Origin of the sequence: Pseudomonas chlororaphis subsp. chlororaphis, assembly GCF_003945765.1 — a bacterium.
GTDB classification, from domain to species: Bacteria; Pseudomonadota; Gammaproteobacteria; order Pseudomonadales; family Pseudomonadaceae; genus Aquipseudomonas; species Aquipseudomonas chlororaphis.
On the sequence record NZ_CP027712.1, the window covers coordinates 1524628 to 1544253 of the forward strand.

19 protein-coding genes are annotated in these 19626 nt (G+C 64.1%); 9 read left to right on the top strand and 10 right to left on the bottom strand.

Going from position 1 to position 19626, the window contains the following annotated elements:
• The first annotated feature begins 199 nt into the window (after positions 1-199).
• Complete coding sequence (locus C4K27_RS06875; protein ID WP_053259909.1) at positions 200-1285, top strand: type I restriction endonuclease; 1086 nt, start codon at positions 200-202, stop codon at positions 1283-1285.
• 115 nt (positions 1286-1400) lie between these two features.
• Here C4K27_RS06875 and C4K27_RS06880 read toward each other — a convergent pair whose 3' ends face one another.
• The 6 genes from C4K27_RS06880 to C4K27_RS06905 all read right to left on the bottom strand — a co-directional run bounded on the left by C4K27_RS06880 (position 1401) and on the right by C4K27_RS06905 (position 6936).
• Positions 1401-2267 carry an AarF/UbiB family protein gene (locus C4K27_RS06880; RefSeq protein ID WP_053259910.1) on the bottom strand — a complete coding sequence of 289 codons (867 nt, stop codon included), beginning with the start codon at positions 2265-2267 and terminating at the stop codon, positions 1401-1403.
• 225 nt (positions 2268-2492) lie between these two features.
• A complete protein-coding gene (locus tag C4K27_RS06885; protein WP_053259911.1) occupies positions 2493-3269 on the bottom strand; it encodes an AraC family transcriptional regulator in 777 nt (258 codons plus the stop codon).
• Between the two features lie 112 nt (positions 3270-3381).
• Positions 3382-4647, bottom strand: a complete 1266-nt coding sequence (locus C4K27_RS06890; RefSeq protein WP_053259912.1) for an NAD(P)/FAD-dependent oxidoreductase — start codon at positions 4645-4647, stop codon at positions 3382-3384.
• The gene (locus tag C4K27_RS06895) at positions 4644-4877 is read right to left on the bottom strand and encodes a 2Fe-2S iron-sulfur cluster-binding protein (protein ID WP_053259913.1); all 234 of its coding nucleotides are present in this window, start codon (positions 4875-4877) and stop codon (positions 4644-4646) included. The genes C4K27_RS06890 and C4K27_RS06895 overlap by 4 nt, the downstream gene beginning before the upstream one ends.
• A complete protein-coding gene (locus C4K27_RS06900) occupies positions 4874-6007 on the bottom strand; it encodes an NAD(P)/FAD-dependent oxidoreductase (protein WP_053259914.1) in 1134 nt (377 codons plus the stop codon). The genes C4K27_RS06895 and C4K27_RS06900 overlap by 4 nt, the downstream gene beginning before the upstream one ends.
• Entirely contained in the window at positions 6004-6936 is a 933-nt protein-coding gene (locus tag C4K27_RS06905) for a 4-hydroxyproline epimerase (RefSeq protein WP_053259915.1), read from the bottom strand. Before C4K27_RS06905 ends, C4K27_RS06900 begins: the two co-directional genes overlap by 4 nt.
• Before the next feature lie 495 nt (positions 6937-7431).
• Between C4K27_RS06905 and C4K27_RS06910 the strand changes: the two genes are divergently transcribed.
• The 4 genes from C4K27_RS06910 (at position 7432) to C4K27_RS06925 (ending at position 12845) form a co-directional block, all read left to right on the top strand.
• Positions 7432-8352, top strand: coding sequence for a dihydrodipicolinate synthase family protein (locus tag C4K27_RS06910; protein WP_053259917.1), 921 nt, complete (start codon positions 7432-7434; stop codon positions 8350-8352).
• A 173-nt stretch (positions 8353-8525) separates the two neighbouring features.
• Positions 8526-10094 (top strand): APC family permease, encoded by a 1569-nt coding sequence (locus C4K27_RS06915; protein ID WP_053259918.1) that lies wholly within the window; start codon positions 8526-8528, stop codon positions 10092-10094.
• 52 nt (positions 10095-10146) lie between these two features.
• Positions 10147-11721: an aldehyde dehydrogenase (NADP(+)) gene (locus C4K27_RS06920; protein ID WP_053259919.1), complete on the top strand. Its 1575-nt coding sequence runs from the start codon at positions 10147-10149 to the stop codon at positions 11719-11721.
• Between the two features lie 107 nt (positions 11722-11828).
• Entirely contained in the window at positions 11829-12845 is a 1017-nt protein-coding gene (locus C4K27_RS06925; RefSeq protein ID WP_053259920.1) for an Ldh family oxidoreductase, read from the top strand.
• Between the two features lie 76 nt (positions 12846-12921).
• On the opposite strand, the gene C4K27_RS06930 is transcribed toward C4K27_RS06925, so the two are convergent.
• On the bottom strand, positions 12922-13590 hold the full coding sequence (locus tag C4K27_RS06930; RefSeq protein WP_053259921.1) for a Fic/DOC family protein: 669 nt from the start codon (positions 13588-13590) through the stop codon (positions 12922-12924).
• Positions 13533-13703, bottom strand: a complete 171-nt coding sequence (locus C4K27_RS06935) for a YhfG family protein (RefSeq protein WP_114759830.1) — start codon at positions 13701-13703, stop codon at positions 13533-13535. The genes C4K27_RS06930 and C4K27_RS06935 overlap by 58 nt, the downstream gene beginning before the upstream one ends.
• A 106-nt stretch (positions 13704-13809) precedes the next feature.
• Here C4K27_RS06935 and C4K27_RS06940 point away from each other — a divergent pair, with 106 nt between their 5' ends.
• A complete protein-coding gene (locus tag C4K27_RS06940) occupies positions 13810-14340 on the top strand; it encodes a GNAT family N-acetyltransferase (RefSeq protein ID WP_053259922.1) in 531 nt (176 codons plus the stop codon).
• 182 nt (positions 14341-14522) lie between these two features.
• Positions 14523-14864: a YXWGXW repeat-containing protein gene (locus tag C4K27_RS06945; protein WP_053259923.1), complete on the top strand. Its 342-nt coding sequence runs from the start codon at positions 14523-14525 to the stop codon at positions 14862-14864.
• Between the two features lie 90 nt (positions 14865-14954).
• Here C4K27_RS06945 and C4K27_RS06950 read toward each other — a convergent pair whose 3' ends face one another.
• Entirely contained in the window at positions 14955-15617 is a 663-nt protein-coding gene (locus tag C4K27_RS06950; RefSeq protein ID WP_053259924.1) for an NADPH-dependent F420 reductase, read from the bottom strand.
• Between the two features lie 102 nt (positions 15618-15719).
• Here C4K27_RS06950 and C4K27_RS06955 point away from each other — a divergent pair, with 102 nt between their 5' ends.
• On the top strand, positions 15720-16610 hold the full coding sequence (locus C4K27_RS06955) for a LysR family transcriptional regulator (protein ID WP_053260051.1): 891 nt from the start codon (positions 15720-15722) through the stop codon (positions 16608-16610).
• A 237-nt stretch (positions 16611-16847) separates the two neighbouring features.
• Positions 16848-18626, top strand: coding sequence for a sensor domain-containing phosphodiesterase (locus tag C4K27_RS06960; protein ID WP_053259925.1), 1779 nt, complete (start codon positions 16848-16850; stop codon positions 18624-18626).
• Positions 18627-18659: 33 nt separating this feature from the next.
• Here C4K27_RS06960 and C4K27_RS06965 read toward each other — a convergent pair whose 3' ends face one another.
• On the bottom strand, positions 18660-19574 hold the full coding sequence (locus C4K27_RS06965; protein ID WP_053259926.1) for an SGNH/GDSL hydrolase family protein: 915 nt from the start codon (positions 19572-19574) through the stop codon (positions 18660-18662).
• Positions 19575-19626: the final 52 nt, after the last annotated feature.

Below are 19626 nucleotides of genomic sequence, written 5' to 3' on the forward strand. Positions count from 1 at the left end.
CGGTAGAGGGAAAATTCTTTTTATGATTGGCCCTCTGGCTGCAGTCAGGGGCTGCATCCGTTCGGTCGCCTGGGATCCTCTCCCGGCGTTCTTTCCAGGATGGGAGGAATCTTTCTTTGTGGCGGTTTGTGTCTAGTATCAATGGCAGTCAATTTGCCACCACGCTCATACATGGATCGGAACAGGTAAGAGGCCACTCATGGAATTTTTCGAGAAGTTAACCAGTCTTGCTGCCAAGGTACGTCTGCAGGGAGCCGCCATTCAGACGGAGGAAGCGACAAAAAATGCTTTTGTCATGCCCTTCATCAGCACGGTGTTGGGCTATGACGTATTCGATCCGACGGAGGTGACGCCAGAGTTTGTCTGCGATATAGGAACCAAGAAGGGCGAGAAGATCGATTACGCGATCATAAAGGAAGGGGAGGTCCAGATCCTCATCGAGTGCAAGAAGATCGGCGAGCCGTTGCATATCAATCATGCGTCGCAATTGTTTCGTTACTTCCATGTCACCAGCGCGCGGATTTCCATCCTTACCAATGGCCAGGTCTATAAGTTTTTCACCGACCTGGATGCTCCCAACAAAATGGATGAGAAACCCTTCCTTGAACTGGATCTGCTCGATATCGACGAGTATTCGGTACCAGAACTGACCAAACTGACCAAGTCGTCTTTTGATGTGGAGTCGATTATCAGCGCGGCAGGTGAGCTGAAGTACGTTAGCCAGATCAAAAAAGTCATCGCTTCTCAAGTTAGTAAGCCAGACGATGACTTCGTCAAAGTCTTTGCATCGCGGGTATACGACGGAGTGATTACCCAAAAAGTCCGTGAGCAGTTTTATGAGCTGACTCGAAAAGCGGTGGGACAATTTCTCAATGATCAAATCAATGATCGTCTCAAGTCTGCAATGAGTGGTGCTATCCAGCCGTCTCTTGCGGTTGCCTCCGCTTCCGGAGCGGGGAGTGCCGATAACGATGACGCGGAGACAGCGGACGATAAGGTGCTGACGACGTTGGAGGAGCTTGAGGGCTATCACATCGTACGTGCGGTGGTTCGCTCCGTGGTCGATGCCAAGAGAATCGTTCAGCGGGACACTCAGAGTTACTTCGGTATCTTGCTCGACGACAACAACCGAAAACCGATTTGCCGCCTGCATTTCAACCGTTCACAAAAGTACATCGGGATTTTTGACGAGGAAAAGAATGAGACCCGTCATCCGATCAGCTCTGTCGATGAAATCTACGAGTATTCCGATCACCTGAAAAAAACCGTTGGGTATTACGACTAGGAATCTGCATTGGGTACGAGTTAAAAAAAACGGCGGGCTACGCCGGTTTTTTTTGCCTGACTCACTCCCCGCCTTCGCTTGTCGAGAGCGGTATGAACGGGGTAGCGGACTGGCTTCAGGGACCGCTGATTTCGCGCTGGAACGCCGCTTGTGCCCGGGCGCAGGTGAGGATGCGGTAGCGCGTGCTGCGTGAGACGGTTCGGTCACGAAAGCGCTGGTACACCGGCTGGAAGACGGTGCGATCCAGGTTGGGGTGCTCCGCGTGCAGGTAGGCCTCGCAAAGCCGGTCGTAATCCTGCTGCGCGATGAAGCGCCGGAACCAGAAGCGGTAGAAGTAACCCAGCAGGAAACCCAGGCTGAAGTCGCGGTCGAGTACCGAGTGGGCGCAGCACTCGAAGTCGATCAGGCGCAGGCGGCCATCGGCGGCGACCAGAATGTTTTTCGGGTGGGGGTCCATGTGTACGAAGTCGTCGTCGAGCATCTGGCCGAACAGCCGGAAGATCGCCGACAACAGGGTTTCAGCCTGCTCGGGATGGGCCAGCAGGCGGTCGTCGACGCTGCAATGATCCGCCCAGAAACCCACCAGCAAGTACTCTTCGCGCAGGAACGGAAAACGCCCCTTGTAGCCAAACGCCGAGATCTGGGGCGAGAGGGCGGATTTGCCCGACACCACCGACAGGTTGATGAATTCATTGGTCAGGTCGTGCAGACCGAAGCTGCGCTTGAGCCCGAGGAAGTTCTGCAGCTGCTTTTTCCAGTGAGTCAGGCGGTTGCGCTTGAGTACCCATTGGCGTTCGCCTTCGAGCAGGAACACGCCCCGGGTGTCTTCCGGAATATCCAGCGTGGGATATTGCTCGGGCTTGGCCAGAAAACGCCGTAGCAGCGGGTCCAGTTCGTGCCGATGGGCTGGATCGAAATGGAAGGTCACGCCATCGATCTGCTGCCGATGCAGCGTTCGGGTGAAGCTCCTGAGGTGAAGCATGTAGGGTTCCTGGCCTGGGATTACGAACGAGGGGGCGCTGTGAGCCTGCGCTGAAACGCGAGCCGAAAGGGCGCGCATCATAATTCATCGCAGGTCCTGGCGTTCACGAAATTCATCCGGGTTCTGCGGCCTTGTGTGCCCTGGCGATGGGAACAACCATGCAACGATTTGCCCGGGCGCAGACTGTTCTGGCCGAGGCTGAGTCGAGCCGGCTCGTGGAGTGCTTCAGTGCGCGGCGTTCTGCCGGAACTGCCGTGGGCTGACGCCGGTCAGCGCCTTGAACTGGCGGCTGAAGGCGCTGTGGTCGGTGTAGCCGCATTGCAGGGCGACGTCGGTGATCGGCAGTTCGCCGAGCAGCAGGCGCGAGGCGTGTTCCAGGCGCACCTTATGGATCATCTGCCGTGGGGTGAGGTGGAAGATGCGTTTGCAGTAGCGCTCCAGCTGGGCGATGGACAGGTCGGCGATATGGGTCAGGTCGTCGAGGCGGATCGCTTCGTTGTAGTGCTCGCGGATATGCCGGTCCACCGCGGCCAGGCGTTGGTAGGCCGGGTGCGCGTCGCGGGCGGCCTGCAGGTCGAGGGAGATGCCGGCCATGCCGATGATCCGCCCGTCGCGCCCGTGCAGCGGCAGCTTGTGGGTCAGGCACCAGCCGGGTTCGCGGCTGCCGTACAGGTGCAGTTCCAGCTGGCCCTTGATGGTGACGCCCTGGCGCAGCACGCGCTGGTCCTGCTCGGTATAGACCGGGCCGAGCACGGCGGGAAACACCTCGGCCGAGGTCTTGCCCAGCAGCGGCGCGACGTTCTTGAAGCCGCAGCGCTGGGCCAGGGTCAGGTTGGCGGTGAGGTAGCGGGCTTGCAGGTCCTTGATGAAAAACACCGCGTTGGGCAGGGTGTCGAGCAGCGGGATCACCAGGGCCATGCTGCCCAGCAGGCTGTGAATATCCTCGGGCGCCTGGCTGGCGATGGCTTCGGGCAGGCGGTGCAGCTGAGCGGTATCGATCATCAAGGGCTGCTCTTGTTGTGGGGCGGGGCGCGCCCCGCGACTTTGGGTCTACTGGCTCATCCTTGAATTGCGCGGCGCCGTTGGCGGGCGGCCCGCGGCAACGGTCTGCGCCTCACTTCACGCCGGGCGTCGACGATTCCATCAGCAGCGTCTCGATCTGCGCCGGCACCAGGGGCGCTCGTGGCGTCGGCGCGGTCCAGCCGAACAGGGCCTGTGCCGCCGTGGCGCAGACTCGCCCCTGGCAGGCGCCCATGCCGCAGCGACTGTGCAGTTTGGCCTCGCTCCAGCCCGCTTCGCCAGCCACGGCGGAGTAGGGCACATCCTCGCAGCGGCACAGCAGCGTATCAGCTCGCGCCAGTCGCAGAAGCGCCGGTTGCAGGGCGAAGGTTTCCCGCACTCGCTCGGCGAAAGCCTGCCAATGGGCCCGACGCTGGATCAGCGCGATGGCCTCCCGGGTCTGCCCGCTGGCGGCCAGCCCGGCGATCTCGCCTTCGACCCTCGCCAGTTCGCTGCCGCCGACCCCGGTGCATTCGCCGGCCGCGTAGACCTGGGCGAGGCTGGTGGCCTGGTAGCGATCCACGGCAATGGCGTTGGCTTGCAGCTGGCAGCCGAGATGGCTGGCCAGGGTGGTGTTGGGCACCAACCCGAAACCGCAGGCGAGACGTTCGCAGGGTATTTCCCGAACCTGCTCGCCCTGCTGGATACGCACCGCTTGCAGGCGGTCTTCGCCCAGGGCTTCGAGCACATGGGCGTTGTAGCGATAGGCCGTGGTGGCCAGCCCGGCGGCCTGGCCGAGCTTGGCCGGCCAGCGCCAGAGCCCGGCGGCGAATGTCGCCAGTGCGGCCAGCGGGGCCTGCTCCAGGACCGCCTGCACCCGGGCGCCGGCCTGGCGGGCGGTGGCGGCGCTGGCCAGCAGCAACGGCCCGCTGCCGGCGATGACCACGCGCTCGCCGGCCAGCGTCAGGCCGTTTTTCAGCAGGGCTTGCAAGGCCCCGGCACCCGTCACTCCGGGCAAGGTCCAGCCGGGGAAGGGCAGCAGCAGTTCGCGGGCGCCGCAGCACAGGATCAGGCTTTGATAGCGGACCAGCAAAGCCTGCTCGGCATTTTCCAGCAGCAGGGCATTGGCGCCGGCGCCGGCCACCACCCGGGTGCCCGGCAGGTAACGCAACCGAGGATGCTCCAGCACCTGCAAGGCGTCGCGGGCGATGCCGGCGAGCGTGACGCCCGGCCCGTTGCGCCAGATCTGGCCGCCGGGGCGCGGGTTGTCGTCGAGCAGGACGATGGAGAGATCGCTGCGACTCGCCGCCCGGGCCGCCGCGAGGCCGGCCGGGCCACTGCCGACGATAAGGATGTCGCAGCTCAGGCGCTGTTGATTCATGGCGTGCGCTCCACGTGCATGCCTTCGCGGCACAGGGTCTGGCAGGCCAGTTGGCGCCGGCCGTCGATGGTCATGCGGCATTCCTGGCAGATGCCCATGCCGCAGAAGGGCGCCCGGGGCTGGCCGCTGCAGGAGGTTCGGGTACGTGGGTCGCCGCTGGCGGCGACGGCAGCGACGACGCTCAGGCCATCGCGCACGGTCAGCGCCTGACGGTCCAGGTAAATGATCATGGGGCGGTTCCAGTCAGGGAGGCGTTCAGCTCGGCGAAGCGTGCGGGGCGATAGGCCTGGGCGTCGATATCCGGCCGTTCGCCGAGCAGCAGTTGGGTCAGCAGCCGGCCGCTGCCGGGGGCGGTGGTGACGCCCAGGCCTTCATGCCCGACCGCCAGCCACAGGCCTGTGTGGCGTGGGTGTTGGCCAAGGATCGGCAGGCCGTCCGGGGTGGCGGCGCGAAAGCCGGTCCAGGCGCGGATGCCGTTCAATTGCGCGAGCCCCGGCAGATAGGCCACGGCCCGTTGCAGCATTGGGGTCAGTACTTCGGGCTCGATGGCCGGGTCGAGGCTGTCGAACTGCCGGGACGAGCCGATCAGCAATTGCCCGGTCGGCCGTGGCTGCACATTGAACGCCACCGAGGTGCCGTTGCTGGCGTGGGCGCTGGCGGCGTAGCCCAGTTCCACCAGTTGGTGGGACACCTGCCGGGGGGAACGATCGGTGATCAGCAGATGGCCTTTCTTCGGCCGCAGCGGCAACTCCGGCAGCAGGTTCTTCGCCGCCAGACCGTTGGCCAACACCACGTACTCGGCACGCAGCACGCGGCCGTCATCCAGCTCCACACGGTGGTCGGCGATGGCGCTGACCGTGGCCCGCTCGCAGCTGATCCCCGGCGTGTTGTGCAACAGCCAATGGGCGGTGGCCGGGGCGTAGAGAATGCCGTCGCCGGGGATTTTCAAGGCGCCGCCAAGCCCTTTGCGCAACAGGGGCTCGAGTGCAGCCAGGGTCGCGCTGTCGAGCAATTCGCCCGCCACGCCGTGCTGGGTCAGGTTGATTTGCTTGGCCCGGGCCAGGTCCATTTCCGCAGCGTCCGCGGCCAGCCACAGGGTGCCGCAATTGCGGTAGGCGCAGGTGGCCGGCAGCTGCGCGCGCAGCTGGTTCCACAGGCCGATGGAGTAGTGACTCAGCGCCAGTTCGGCACGGTTGTCGTCCATCGCCACCAGGTGGCCCATGCCCGCGCCGGTGGCACCGCCGCTGGCGTTGTCGAGCACCCGTACCCGCAGGCCGCGGCGGGCCATTTCATGGGCGCAGGCGGCCCCGACTATGCCGCCGCCAATCACCAGGACGTCGGCTTCGGCCGGCTGGCTCACGAGACGATGCCCCAGCCGAAAGGATCGCTGTCTTCGATCAGCAAGGTGGCTTCGGCGCTGATATGGGCGGTGCCGCGAAGGGTCGGGATGACCTGCTCGCCCGCCTGTTCGTAGTGGGCGCTGAACTGGCTGCCGATCACGCTGGCCTGGCGCCAGGTCGCCCCGGGCGCGAGTTTGCCGTCGGCGGCCAGGCAGGCCAGCTTGGCGCTGGTGCCGGTGCCGCAGGGGGAGCGGTCGTAGGCCTTGCCGGGGCACAGCACGAAGTTGCGGCTGTCGGCCTGCGGGTCGTCGGCGAACAGCTCGATATGGTCGATCACACCATCGTTGGCGCCGCTGATGCCGGCGGTCTCCAGGGCTTCGCGCACGGCCCAGGTGTAGTGGGTCAGGGCTTCGACGTTATCCAGGGCGATGCGCTGGCCATGCTCGCTGATCAGGAAGAACCAGTTGCCGCCCCAGGCGATATCGCCACGGACTTTGCCGTGGCCGGGCAGTTGCAGTTCGACGCCGCTGCGGTATCGGTAGGCCGGCACGTTGCGCACGCTGACCGAGAGGTCGTCGTGCAGGGTGGCGCTGACGGTGCCCACCGGGGTTTCGATGCGGTGCACGCCCGGTTCGATGCGCCCCAGGTGATACAGCGAACGCACCAGGCCGATGGTGCCGTGGCCGCACATGCCCAGGTAGCCGCTGTTGTTGAAGAAGATCACCCCGGCACAGGCATCCGCCGCCTGGGGGGCGCACAGCAGGGCCCCCACCAGCACGTCGCTGCCCCGCGGTTCCAGCACGCAAGCCGTGCGCCAGCGATCGTGGCGTTCTTGCAGGATCGCCAGCCGTTCGGCCATCGAGCCGTTGCCCAGGTCGGGAAAGCCGTCGACAACCAGGCGAGTCGGCTCGCCCCCCGTATGTGAATCGATGACGGTTATTTTTTTCATGGCAGCACCTGACGGAAAAGGCCTACAGAGTGGCTCGGGAAAGGGCTGCATCGCTTGTGGGTTTTCTCTGCGGCGGATGACGAAATCGGCACAGTGATGAAGCTCGCCCATCCTGTAGCCGCTGCCGAGGTACGAGGCTGCGATCGGGTTGGGCGGCATTCCGACGAAGCGGCCGCCAGTCTTGTGTCCTCGGTCTCTCTGACAAACCGAATTGCCGGGTTTACGACTGCTGCGCAGCCGATCGCAGCCTCGTACCTCGGCAGCGGCTACAGGTGTGCGGTGCGGCTGCTGGTGCAGGGGATTTCAGGCGGGTCGAAGGAGGGTAGTGCGAAGGCGTAATGGGCGGAAAAGGTCGGTGGACGGTTGGGCAAATGTGCCGATTTCGTCTTGCTTGAGCGGGAAAAACCTCAAGCTGCGAGGCGGCGAAAGGCGGAATCTGTTTTTCGTTTCCAACGCCTGTCGGCCCCGACCGACTCACCCCATAAGGACAAGACCATGAGCCGTAAAGCCATCCACTGGAGCGGTGTGTTCCCTGCCGTCAGCACCCAGTTCAACCCCGACTTTTCCCTGGACCTGGACGCCACCCACAGCGTCATGCGCAACCTGGTGGCCGACGGTGTGTCGGGCCTGGTGGTGTGCGGCACCGTGGGCGAAAACACCTCGCTGAGCACCACGGAAAAACTCTCGGTGATCGAGGTCGCCAAGGACGCCGCCGGCGGCCGCGTACCGGTGATCGCCGGGATCGCCGAGTTCACCACCGAGTTCGCCCGCAACACGGTGCGCGAAGCGGCCAAGGTCGGGGTCGACGGGGTGATGGTCATGCCGGCCCTGGTGTATTCGGCCAAGTCCCATGAAACCGCCGCGCACTTTCGCGCCATCGCCACCGGCACCGACTTGCCGGTGATGGTCTACAACAACCCGCCGATCTACAAAAACGACGTCACCCCGGACGTGCTGATCGCCCTGCAGGACTGCGAAAACATCGTCTGCTTCAAGGACTCCTCCGGCGACACCCGGCGCTTCATCGACCTGCGCAATGCCGTGGGCGATCGCTTCGTGCTGTTCGCCGGCCTGGATGACGTGGTGGTGGAAAGCATCGCCGTCGGCGCCGAAGGCTGGGTCTCCGGGATGTCCAACGCCTTCCCGAAAGAGGGCGAAACCCTGTTCCGCCTGGCCAGGGAAAAGCGCTTCGAGGAAGCCCTGGCGCTGTACCGCTGGTTCATGCCGTTGCTGCACCTGGATGCGCGTCCGGACCTGGTGCAGTGCATCAAACTCTGCGAGGAACTGGTCGGTCGCGGCTCCTCGATCACCCGCCCACCGCGCCTGGCCCTGCAGGGCGAGACCCTGGCCGAGGTCAAGGCGATAGTCGCCAAGGCCCTGGCCGAGCGTCCGCAGTTGCCGGACGTCGGTCTGTAAAAGCCAGCCGACAGGACGCCCCCGCGCAGCGGCTCGCGGGGCGGCCTGGTCCACGAGAAGAACCATCAGGCACTCGCGCAGTGCCGTGTTTCACCACGTCGGTATCCCATCCACGGGAGGCCGGCGCGACATTCGATCTGCCTACTCCAATAACTCAATAAGAAGGCGCGCCTATGTCAGGCCAAGGCAAATTCAAGAAACAGCTCTCTCTGGTTGACCTCACCTTCATCGGCCTGGGGGCGATCTTCGGTTCCGGCTGGTTGTTCGCCGCCAGCCATGTCTCGGCCATCGCCGGGCCGGCGGGAATCTTCTCCTGGCTGCTCGGCGGTTTCGCCGTCCTGCTGCTGGGCATCGTCTATTGCGAACTGGGCGCGGCCCTGCCGCGAGCGGGCGGGGTGGTGCGTTATCCGGTGTTCTCCCATGGGCCGCTGCTGGGCTACCTGATGGGCTTTATCACCCTGATCGCGTTTTCCAGCCTGGTGGCCATTGAAGTGGTGGCGGCGCGGCAATACGCGGCGGCCTGGTTTCCGGGGCTGACCCATGCCGGCACCAGCAACCCGACCATCATCGGCTGGCTGGTGCAGTTCGCCCTGTTGTGCCTGTTCTTCTGGCTCAACTACTCCAGCGTCAAGACCTTCGCCAAATCCAACAATTTCATCAGCCTGTTCAAGTTCGTCGTGCCGCTGCTGGTCATCGGCGTGCTGTTCACCTTCTTCAAAGCGGAGAATTTCCACGTCCAGGGCTTTGCTCCCTTTGGGCTGTCCGGCATCGAAATGGCGGTCTCAGCCGGCGGCATCATCTTCGCCTACCTGGGGCTGACGCCGATCATTTCGGTGGCCAGCGAAGTGCGCAATCCACAGCGCACCATTCCCATCGCGCTGATCCTTTCGGTCCTGCTCTCGACCCTGATCTACGGCCTGCTGCAACTGGCGTTCCTCGGCAGCATTCCCACCGACATGCTGGCCAACGGCTGGAGCAGTATCAGCAAGCAATTCTCCCTGCCGTACCGCGACATCGCCCTGACCCTGGGTGTTGGCTGGCTGGCCTACCTGGTGGTGGCCGACGCGGTGATTTCTCCCAGCGGCTGCGGCAACATCTACATGAACGCCACGCCACGGGTGGTGTACGGCTGGGCGAAGACCGGGACCTTCTTCAAGATCTTCACCCGCATCGACGAGCAGTCCGGCATCCCGCGCCCGGCGCTGTGGCTGACCTTCGGCCTGTCGGTGTTCTGGACCTTGCCGTTCCCGTCCTGGGAAGCGCTGATCAATGTGGTGTCGGCGGCCCTGGTGCTGAGTTACGCGATTGCCCCGATCAGTGTGGCGGCGCTGCGCAAGAGTGCGCCGGACCTGCCGCGGCCGTTCCGGGTCAGCGGCTTCGGCCTGTTGGGACCGGTGTCCTTCGTCATCGCCGCGCTGATCGTCTACTGGTCCGGCTGGAGCACGGTGTCCTGGCTGCTGGGCCTGCAGATCCTGATGTTCGTCATCTACCTGGGCTGCAGGCGCCTGGTACCCACCGACCACCTGAGCCTGACCGAACAGGTGCGTTCGTCCCTATGGCTGATCGCCTTTTACGCCCTGACCATGGTCATTTCCTACCTGGGCAGCTTCGGCGGGATCGGCGTGCTCACTCACCCCTACGACACCCTGGTCGTCACCCTCATGGCCCTGTGCATTTACTACTGGGGGGCCAATACCGGGGTGCCAGGCAGCAAGCTGCTGCTGGAAGGGGCAGACGAATGAGCACGGCCCAGGCATCCATTCAGCTCACGCCATTTATTCAGAGAGGTAACCCATGCCTGTAACAGGACAACTGCTGATCGGCCAAACCCGCGTGCGGGGTGGCCACGGCGAAGTGCATGCGCTGGCTGCCGCCACCGGCGAGATCCTGGCGCCGGGTTTTGGCGGCGCCGGCCCGAACGACCTGGAGCGCGCCTGTGCCCTGGCCGAAGCGGCATTCGACCGCTACCGGGAAACCAGCCTGGAGCAACGGGCGGCGTTCCTGGAGAGCATCGCCGGCAACATCCTCGCCCTCGGTGATGAGCTGATCGAGCGCTGCATGAGCGAAACCGGCCTGCCCCGTGCCCGCCTGGAAGGCGAGCGCGGGCGCACCCTAGGCCAGCTGCGTTTGTTCGCGGCGGTGGTGCGCGACGGCAGCTTCCTGGCGGCGCGCATCGACCCGGCCCAGCCGGAGCGCCAACCCTTGCCCAAGGTGGATCTGCGCCTGCGCCAGATCGCCATCGGGCCGGTGGCGGTGTTCGGCGCCTCGAACTTTCCCCTGGCGTTTTCCGTGGCCGGCGGCGACACCGCCTCGGCACTGGCCGCCGGTTGCCCGGTGGTGGTCAAGGCGCATTCGGCGCACCCTGGCACCTCGGAACTGGTAGGCCAGGCGATCCAGCAGGCAGTGCACAGCCACGGGTTGCCGGAAGGGGTGTTCTCGCTGCTGTTCGATGCCGGCCGCAGCATCGGCCAGGGGCTGGTGGCGGACAGTCGGATCAAGGCCGTGGGCTTTACCGGTTCGCGCAGCGGCGGCGTGGCGCTGATGAAGATCGCCGCGGCCCGCGAGGAACCGATCCCGGTCTATGCCGAGATGAGTTCGATCAACCCGGTGCTGCTGTTGGCCAATGCGCTGGCCGAGCGCGGCGAAGCCATCGCCCAGGCCTTTGTCGGCTCCCTGACCCTGGGCGCCGGGCAGTTCTGCACCAACCCGGGTTTGCTCCTCGCGGTCGACAGCCCGGCGTTGCGCGCATTCGAAGCCGCGGCGGTAGCCGCGCTCAAGGTGGCGTCGGCGCAGACCATGTTGACGCCAGGCATCCACGCCAGCTACTGCCAGGGCGTCGAGCGGCTGCTGCGGCATACCGAGGTGGAGTCCTTGGGGCAGGGCGCCGATGGCCAGCGCTATCAGGCCCGTGCCGCGCTGTTCGCCACATCGGCCGAGGCCTTTATGGCCCGCGCTGCACTGCGCGAGGAGGTCTTCGGCCCGGCCTCGTTGATCGTGCGTTGCAGCGATGTCGCGCAGATGAAAGCGCTGCTGGCGAGCCTGGAAGGTCAGTTGACCATCGCCCTGCACCTGAGTGACGACGACCATCCGCAAGCCCGGGAACTGCTGCCGTTGCTGGAGCGCAAGGCTGGCCGCCTGCTGGTCAACGGTTTTGGCACCGGGGTCGAAGTCGGCCATGCCATGGTCCATGGCGGGCCGTTCCCCGCCACCTCGGATACGCGCACCACTTCGGTGGGCAGCCTGGCGATCCAGCGTTTCCTGCGCCCGGTGTCGTACCAGGACTTGCCGCCAGCACTGCTGCCGCAGGCTTTGCGCAACGACAACCCCTGGCAGGTTCCACAGCGTCTCAACGGCGAGCGCCCGTTGTAGCCACTGCTGCAGGCTGCGGTCAGGCCGCAGGCCTGCAGCGTTCTCACCCTCAACCCCATAGGGCCGGGTTTCCCGGCCCCCACGGTTTTTATCGGAGCACAAGCCCCATGTCCGATCTCGTCACTCTTTCCCTCGCCGAAGTCCATGAGCTGTCCCTCAAGGTGCTGACCCGCCACGGCCTGTCCAATGCCCACGCCCGGGCCATTGCCGAGGTCATCACCCAGGGGCAGCGCGACGAGTGCCACTCCCACGGGGTGTACCGCCTGCTGGGTTGTGTGCGCTCCGTGCGCGAGGGCAAGGTCGACCCGCTGGCCGAGCCGAGCCTGCGGCCTATCTCCGCGGGCGTGCTGGAGGTGGATGCGCACTATGGTTATTCCTTGCTGGCGTTCCAGACCGGCTTGCCATTGCTGGCGGAAAAGGCCCGCAGCCAGGGGCTGGCGGCCATGGCGATCAAACGGTGCTTCCACTTCTCCGCTCTGTGGCCGGAGGTCGAGGCCATCGCCGCCGAGGGGCTGGTGGGCATCGCCATGAACCCCAGCCACAGCTGGGTGGCGCCGGCCGGCGGCAGCAAACCGGTGTTTGGCACCAACCCCCTGGCGTTCGCCTGGCCACGACCGGCGGGCCAGCCGTTCGTGTTCGACTTCGCAACCAGCGCCATCGCCCGCGGCGATATCGAACTGCACGCGCGCCAAGGCAAGGCTATCCCCGAACACTGGGCCATCGACGCCCAGGGCCAACCGACCACAGATGCCAGGGCGGCCCTGCAAGGCGCCATGCAAACCTTCGGCGGGCACAAGGGTTCAGCCCTGGCGGCGATGATCGAACTGCTGGCCGGCGCCTTGATCGGCGACCTCACCAGCGCCGAGTCCATGGCCTTCGACGCCGGTGTCGGCGCCGCGCCTTGCCATGGCGAGCTGATCCTGGCGTTCGATCCGCAGGTGTTTCTGGGGCAGGACTACGAGAAGGGTCTGGAACGCGCCGAAGGACTGTTCGCGGCCATCACGGGGCAGGGCGCGCGGCTGCCGTCGCAGCGGCGTTTCGAAGCCAGGGCCCGCAGCGCGCAACACGGCGTAAAGATCTCCCGCGCGCTGTTCAACGATATCCAGGCGCTGTTGGCGCAGTAACCGCGATTCTTGTAGCGAGCAAGCTCATCTACAGAGGGGCCGTGATCGTTCAACAAGTGATCGTTGCAGTTCCGGGCTATGAATGAACGTCTTCTTGAATCGGCATACCGATGCAGCGCTCGAATATCTGATTCAGATGGTGATCATTGCCGTGGAATGAACTGATGTTGGCTGCAACCCATTCCTGTTGGTCAACCGCCCACCAATCGATTTCATAGCCGGCGTTGACGATGATCCATTCGAAAAGGATGCGCTGGGTTCGCCCGTTGCCTTCCCTGAAGGGATACAGGACGTTGATCGTTCCGTAAGACTCGGCGCAGGCAACTACCAGCTGTTCACGTGAATAACCGTCAAACCAGCCTGCTGCCTTGAGCCGGCTGAATTCTTTGGTCGCTTCCGGTTCGATGCGCTCGGGGATACAGAACTGATTGCCACCCTTGCTGATCTTCACGGTTCTCAGTTCGCCTGCCCAACTGTAGATCCGCGAAAACAGCGTGTGATGGATGTCTTTCAAGGTTGCCAGACTGTAGGGCGGTTCCTGGAATTCGAACTGCGTTGCGCACTTCTCGGTGAGATAGCGTTCTGCCTCGTTGAGGTCTCGCTCATCACGCAAATCCAGGAGGTTTTTCAGGACATCGGTTCCCGGGTAGCAATCCGGGTCATGGCCAACGCCGTACTTGTCGATATTCACACTTTGAGTTGTTGAACGGCTTTGAGTGCTGCTTTGCGTGAGGGCAGTCTGCATTCCTCATCGTTGAGCGATGTGGCGAAACCTTCAAGGCGCAGACTGGCGCTGAAGTTGGATTTACGATGCTTGGCGAAGTAGGCTTTTTTAGCTTGAAAACTCAGCTTTTCCATATCCGGCCCCTCTATGCGAGTGATGGAAAATCATAGCTGATAGCAGGGGGGACTTTGTTATCGTTCATCGCTCGTTTCAATCTTCCTGAATACGGATATCCAGTTGATGAACCTCCACTTCGAAACCCCCAACCTGTTGCTGCGCCCGCGTACCCTCGAACACTTCGAGGCGTGCATCGCCATGGACCTCGATCCGCAAGTCACCCGTTACCTTCCCGGCCCCTGGGACGGTGGCGAGGAGCACCGCGATTTCGTGCGTTCGCGTATGGAGCGCGATTTTGGTGAGCACTGTGGTTATTGGGCGATCTTTGCCAAGTCCGCGCCGGAGGAGTTTCTCGGCTGGGTGTCGTTCATTCCCTACGAGGCTGTCGGCCCGGAACTGGAAATGGGCTGGCGCCTGGTGCGCCGGGCGTGGGGCAGGGGTGTTGCGTCCGAGGCGGCGGGGCGCGTTGTCGAGCACGCTTTTCTCGGGGCGGGGGTCGAGCGCATCGTCGCCGATGCCCATGCCTTGAACGAGGCCTCGCTGGGGGTGGCGCGCAAGCTGGGTTTTCGTTTTGTGCGCGATGGCGAGTTCGAGGGACTGCCGAGCAAGTTTTTCGAGATGACCCGGGCGGATTTCGACGCCCGAGGACGTTGATCTGCCGCCGCTGACTGGCCGTTTGTCGCCACCTTGCTGCCGCTATCTGCCTGCTGCTATCAGGTTCAGCTAGCAGACAGTTTCGAGCTGTTAAAACACGTCTTACGCCTGGCAGGAGCCGGGTGGTTGCAGGGGGCGTTGTCAGCAGTTCAAGCGTCGGCGTCAAGCGCCGGGGAGGCAGCATGTTGTTACGTTACACGGCTCTGGTGGCGGTGGTCGTAGTGGCCTCCGGGTGTGTGCAGGAACGGGTGGTGCATGAGCGGCGGGTGGTCGAACGCGCGGCGCCGGTGGAGTACACCGAGGTGGTTGCGCCGCAGCCACCGCCGGTGCGGGTCATCGAAGTCGAGCCCATGCATCGCCCGGGTTATGTCTGGTCCCGGGCTTACTGGCACTGGGATGGCCGGCAGTATGTGGCGGTCCATGGTCACTGGGAGCCGTTGCGTCCCGGGTACCATTATGTGCACCCGTTCTGGGAGCGTCGCGGCGATGGCTGGCACCTGCATGCGGGTGGCTGGGCCAGTTGAGCGAAGGCGAACCGGCGCACAGGCAAACCTATGAAAACGACCCGAACGGGTCGTTTTTTTTGCGCTTGCAGAACGCTGCATGCCTTGGCGTCAGGAGCGCCACGAACCTTCGGGCAGTTCGACTTCTCGTTGCGCCTGCGCCAGGGCCGCGCGCAGCCCCGGTTTATCCAGCGGGATGCAGTAGGCCGGTTTGGCCCGTTCGAAACGCCAGCTGTCCGCCAGGCCGCCGCCATCGACCGTGTCGAAACCCAGCTCGTCGAGCAATTGCACGACCTGCGCCTTGGCCTGCGGATCGTCGCCGGCAATCGGCAGGGCGCGGCGATCAGGGGCGCCACTGGGGCGGGCGTCGGTCAGCAGGTCCTGGGCGAGGATGGCATTGAACACCTTCACCACCCTGGCGCCTTTGAGGTGTTCGGCGAGCAGTTGGCTGGTGGTGGTTTCGAAGCGGTCCAGGGCCTCGATATGACCGTCGCGGGACGGGTAATAGTTATTGGCGTCCAGCACCGTCTTGCCGGCCAGCAGGGCTGCGGGGAGGCTACGGTAATGGGCCAGCGGGATGGCCACCAGCACCAGCTCGCCGAACTGTACGGCGTCTTCGACGCTGCCGATGCGGCTGCCGCGAATGCCGCTGGCCACGCTGCTCATGGTCTGCGGGCCGCGGGAGTTGCTGAGCATCACCTCATGCCCCGCCGCCAGGGCCAGTTGCGCCACGGCGCGCCCGATAAAACCTGCTCCGATAATGCCGATACGCATGTCCATGCTCCGTTGAAAGGGTCGAGCGGCTATGATGATTCACCACCAGATGGCGATAAATAAGCGACTGGTACTTAATCTCGTTACTGGGAGTGTTGAATGATGGATCGTCTGACCAGCATGGAGGCCTTTGTCGCGGCCGCCGAAAGCGGTTCCTACGCTCGTGCGGCGACCCGCCTGGGGCTGTCGCCGCAGATGGTCGCCAAGCATGTGGCGGCGCTGGAGCAGCGGCTGGGCGCGCGCTTGCTCAACCGCACCACGCGCCGGCAGAGTCTGACCGAGCTGGGCAGTGCCTACCTCGAGCGCTGCAAGCACATCCTCGGCGAAGCCCGGGCCGCTGATTCCCTGGCGCAGATCATGAATGCCACGCCCCGGGGCAAGCTGCGCATCAGCGCGCCGGTGACCTTCGGCTCCTACAGCCTCATGCCGTTCGTGACGGCGTTTTTGCGCGAGCATCCGCAGGTGGAAATCGACCTGCACCTCACCGATCGCTACATCGACCTGGTGGAGGAGGGCTACGAGGCGGTCTTTCGTATCGGCCCGCTGGCCGATTCCAGCCTGACCGCCAGGCCACTGGCGCCCTATCGGTTGATCGCCTGCGCGGCACCTGCCTACCTCGCCGCCCGGGGCACGCCACGGGTGCCGGCCGATCTCGAACAGCATGAGTGCCTGGGGTACGCCTACTGGTCGCGGCCGGCGGACAACCAATGGCAGTTCCGCCGCGACGGCCAGGTACATGAGGTTCAGGTGCGCAGCCGCTTGCAGGTCAACGAGAGCAAGGCCTTGCTGTCGGCGGCCGTGGATGGCTTCGGCATCGTCCTGGGGCCGGCGGATTTTCTCGAACCGGCGCGGGCCGCGGGGGAGTTGGTGCAGTTGCTACCCGGCTATGAGGCGCCGAGTCGCGCGATGCATCTGCTGTACCGGCCGGACCGGCAGATGACCGCCAAGCTGCGGCACTTCGTCGATGCGGCGATCGCTCGTTTCGGCGCCTGAGAGCAACGTCGTCAACCGTCGAAGCGCTCTAGCTCGAAGGTCTTGAGAACCAAGCTTTTTTGTAACCAATACCGTTCGTCCGACGGATGGGTTTGGCAAGCGCCTGCCCGTCAGTCATTCTGGTGGCCGGGATGTCCTAATGCCACTATCGCTTTCATCCCCGTCGCGCCCCCTCCAGCCTCCCTGCGAATAGGTTGTTTATTGTGATGATCGCGTTGTCCCGGCCCGAGGTCGTGTATGCCCGATAAGGCGATTGCCGAGGAGCGGCGCCTGGCCGCCCTGCATGCCCTGGAGTTGCTGGACACCGCCAGTTGCGAGAATTTCGACCGGATCTGCCGCATGGCGGCCGAGTACTTCAAGGTGCCTACCGCCTTGATCAGCCTGGTGGACCGTGATCGTCAGTGGTTCAAGTCGCGGGTGGGTTTCGATGAGCCGCAGACCCCCATCAACCAGTCGTTCTGCGCCTTCACGGTGCAAGGCCGCGAAGTGCTGGAGGTGCGCAACGCGGCGCTCGATCCGCGTTTCCAGGACAACCCGCTGGTGACCCGCGACCAGGGCATCCGCTTTTACGCCGGGGCGCCGCTGTTGACCGCGTCCGGTTATGCCATCGGCAGCCTGTGCATCATCGACAAGGTCGAGCAGCAGTTGAGCATCGTCGAACGCCAGCAGTTGCGGGACATGGCAGCGATGGTCATGGAGCAGGTCGAGCAGCGCCAGCGCCAGCGTCGTCGCGACCCGGTCAGCGGCCTGGCCAATCGCGAGCAGTTCCAGAGCGACCTGCGTGACCTGGTCGAGCACCACATCGGCGAACAGCGCGTGCTGGTGCTGATCGATGCCCTGGACATGAAGGTGGCCCACGAACTGACCCTGGCCCTGGGGCTGGCGCCTTTCGAGACCATCATCCGTTTTCTCGCGCTGCGCCTGCAGGAGTACCTGGGGCGGCATGTGCGGGTCTATCACGTGTCGGTCAAGCGCTTCGGCTTCCTGCTGCCGGCGCCGGCCGAGGGGCTCGATAGACTGCTCGATGCGCTGGTCAGTCGCCTGCGTCGCCAGCCGCCCGGGCTGGGGTTTCCCATGATTCCCACGGTCTGCGCCGGAACCGTGGAGTTCGAGATCGATACCCAGTCAGTGGACGATGCCTTGCGCAAGGCCATGTTCGCCCTGGAGCTGGCCATGGCCGGGCGCAGTTTCTGGGCGCATTACGATGCCGGGCGCGATCATGCCCAGCGCCGTGCGTTCAACCTGGCCTCGGACCTCAACGATGCCTTGCGCAGTGGCCAGATCTACCTGATGTTCCAGCCACGCTTCGCCCTGCCCGACGGAGCCCAGGTCAGTGCCGAAGCCTTGTTGCGCTGGGAACATCCGTGGCTGGGGCCGATCTCGCCCGCCGAGTTCATTCCGGTGATGGAGCGCAACGGCCTGATTCATCAGGTGACCCACTGGGTCATCGATACGGTGTTGAGCAAGTTGCGCACCTGGGGCCTGCCCGAGAGCAGCAAGCTGTCGTTCAATCTGTCGCCCAAGGATTTCGAGGACCAGGATATCGCCGAGCTGATCCGCCGCGCCTGTGAGCTGCATGGCATCGACCCACGGCGGCTCGAAGTGGAGATCACCGAGGGCGAGTGGCTGCGTTCCAACCCGAATGTCCTGGCGCAATTGACGCGCATTCGCGAGCTGGGCATGGATGTGGCCATCGATGATTTCGGCACTGGCTACAGCAACTTTGCCTACCTGCACCAGATCCCGGCCAACGTGGTGAAACTCGACAAGTCGATGATCACTGACCTTGAGCGCAACACTCAGCACCAGAAGATCACCCGCTCGATCATCAGCCTGGCCCGCGAGCTGGGTTATCGCACCGTGGCCGAGGGCATCGAGAGTTTCAAATGTTTGCAGATGCTCTACACGTTCGGTTGCGATGAAGCCCAGGGTTATTTCCTCGCCAGGCCGATGCTGCAGGAACGCTTCCTGGCCTGGAGCGGGGCGAACCGGTTCCCGTTGCAGCTTTGCGTCTAGGGCAGGCCTGCTGCTCGCCGGCGAGGCCGTGCCTTAGCGGGCCTGGCCGAGGGTCTTGGCCATGGCCTCGCCCACCAGGGCATGGACTTTGCGGGTCGGGTGCCATTCATCCCAATAGAAATATTCGTCTGGATGGGCGCACGCCGGCTTCACCTCGGGATAGGTCGGCTGGCACGGTCGGTCGAGCTGGGCCAGGCCATGCTCGGCAGGCCGGCGGCGCAGCTGATCGCTGAAGGCGATGTGGTCGAAGTAGGTGATTTGTACATTGAGCTTTTTGCTCTCGGCCACCAGCAGCGACGGCAGTTGCTGTTCAAGTATCTGCTGATAGCGCAGTGCTTGTTCGCTCTGCCCGCTGGCCACCACTGCCGGGGCATGGCGCAGGTCGGTGCTGCCGATTACCAGGAAATGCCTGGCGCCGGCATTGGCCAGACGACTGACGGCATTCTGGATATGGTCGATGCTGCTGGCGGCCAGTTCGTCGATCGGTTCCTTGTGGCCGAAGTCGGCATGCTCGAAAAAGTCGTTGGCGCTGATGAAGATGAAGTACAGCGCGCCAGGGTCGGCCTGGCCTTTGGCGTTGGCCAGGTAGTCGTCGATCTGCCCGCTCACTCCTGTGTCGCGGTACGCGGTCATCCAGGCGTAGTAATTGTTCTGCCCGCTTTTCGCGCCGCCAACGGCGTGGTCGGTGAGGGGTAACCGCAGGCTTTTTGCAAGCACTTCCACGGCGGTCGGGCCGTTGCTCCAGCGGCCTTGCCAATACAGCTCGCCGGGCAGTTGCTGGGTGTCCTTGAACTGCTGGGCGAGCATGTCCCGGGTCAAGCGGTCGCTGGCGCCGTTGTCGGAATAACTGTCGCCGAAGGCGTAGAGACGATCGAACGACGGGCCCGCCAGGCAGTTGCCGGCGGCCAACGAAAGTGCGAGCAAGGGAGCGAGCAGGATCTGGCGCATGGGCGGTCTCTACGGTGAAAGGCGAGGGCTCATCGTAGAAGTTTCGAGCGTT

Coding starts and splice junctions, on each gene's coding strand:
- C4K27_RS06875 (WP_053259909.1), top strand. CDS start 200: ATGGAATTTTTCGAGAAGTTAACCAGTCTTGCTGCCAAGGTACGTCTG.
- C4K27_RS06880 (WP_053259910.1), bottom strand. CDS start 2,267: ATGCTTCACCTCAGGAGCTTCACCCGAACGCTGCATCGGCAGCAGATC.
- C4K27_RS06885 (WP_053259911.1), bottom strand. CDS start 3,269: ATGATCGATACCGCTCAGCTGCACCGCCTGCCCGAAGCCATCGCCAGC.
- C4K27_RS06890 (WP_053259912.1), bottom strand. CDS start 4,647: ATGAATCAACAGCGCCTGAGCTGCGACATCCTTATCGTCGGCAGTGGC.
- C4K27_RS06895 (WP_053259913.1), bottom strand. CDS start 4,877: ATGATCATTTACCTGGACCGTCAGGCGCTGACCGTGCGCGATGGCCTG.
- C4K27_RS06905 (WP_053259915.1), bottom strand. CDS start 6,936: ATGAAAAAAATAACCGTCATCGATTCACATACGGGGGGCGAGCCGACT.
- C4K27_RS06910 (WP_053259917.1), top strand. CDS start 7,432: ATGAGCCGTAAAGCCATCCACTGGAGCGGTGTGTTCCCTGCCGTCAGC.
- C4K27_RS06915 (WP_053259918.1), top strand. CDS start 8,526: ATGTCAGGCCAAGGCAAATTCAAGAAACAGCTCTCTCTGGTTGACCTC.
- C4K27_RS06920 (WP_053259919.1), top strand. CDS start 10,147: ATGCCTGTAACAGGACAACTGCTGATCGGCCAAACCCGCGTGCGGGGT.
- C4K27_RS06925 (WP_053259920.1), top strand. CDS start 11,829: ATGTCCGATCTCGTCACTCTTTCCCTCGCCGAAGTCCATGAGCTGTCC.
- C4K27_RS06930 (WP_053259921.1), bottom strand. CDS start 13,590: ATGCAGACTGCCCTCACGCAAAGCAGCACTCAAAGCCGTTCAACAACT.
- C4K27_RS06935 (WP_114759830.1), bottom strand. CDS start 13,703: ATGGAAAAGCTGAGTTTTCAAGCTAAAAAAGCCTACTTCGCCAAGCAT.
- C4K27_RS06940 (WP_053259922.1), top strand. CDS start 13,810: ATGAACCTCCACTTCGAAACCCCCAACCTGTTGCTGCGCCCGCGTACC.
- C4K27_RS06945 (WP_053259923.1), top strand. CDS start 14,523: ATGTTGTTACGTTACACGGCTCTGGTGGCGGTGGTCGTAGTGGCCTCC.
- C4K27_RS06950 (WP_053259924.1), bottom strand. CDS start 15,617: ATGCGTATCGGCATTATCGGAGCAGGTTTTATCGGGCGCGCCGTGGCG.
- C4K27_RS06955 (WP_053260051.1), top strand. CDS start 15,720: ATGGATCGTCTGACCAGCATGGAGGCCTTTGTCGCGGCCGCCGAAAGC.
- C4K27_RS06960 (WP_053259925.1), top strand. CDS start 16,848: ATGCCCGATAAGGCGATTGCCGAGGAGCGGCGCCTGGCCGCCCTGCAT.
- C4K27_RS06965 (WP_053259926.1), bottom strand. CDS start 19,574: ATGCGCCAGATCCTGCTCGCTCCCTTGCTCGCACTTTCGTTGGCCGCC.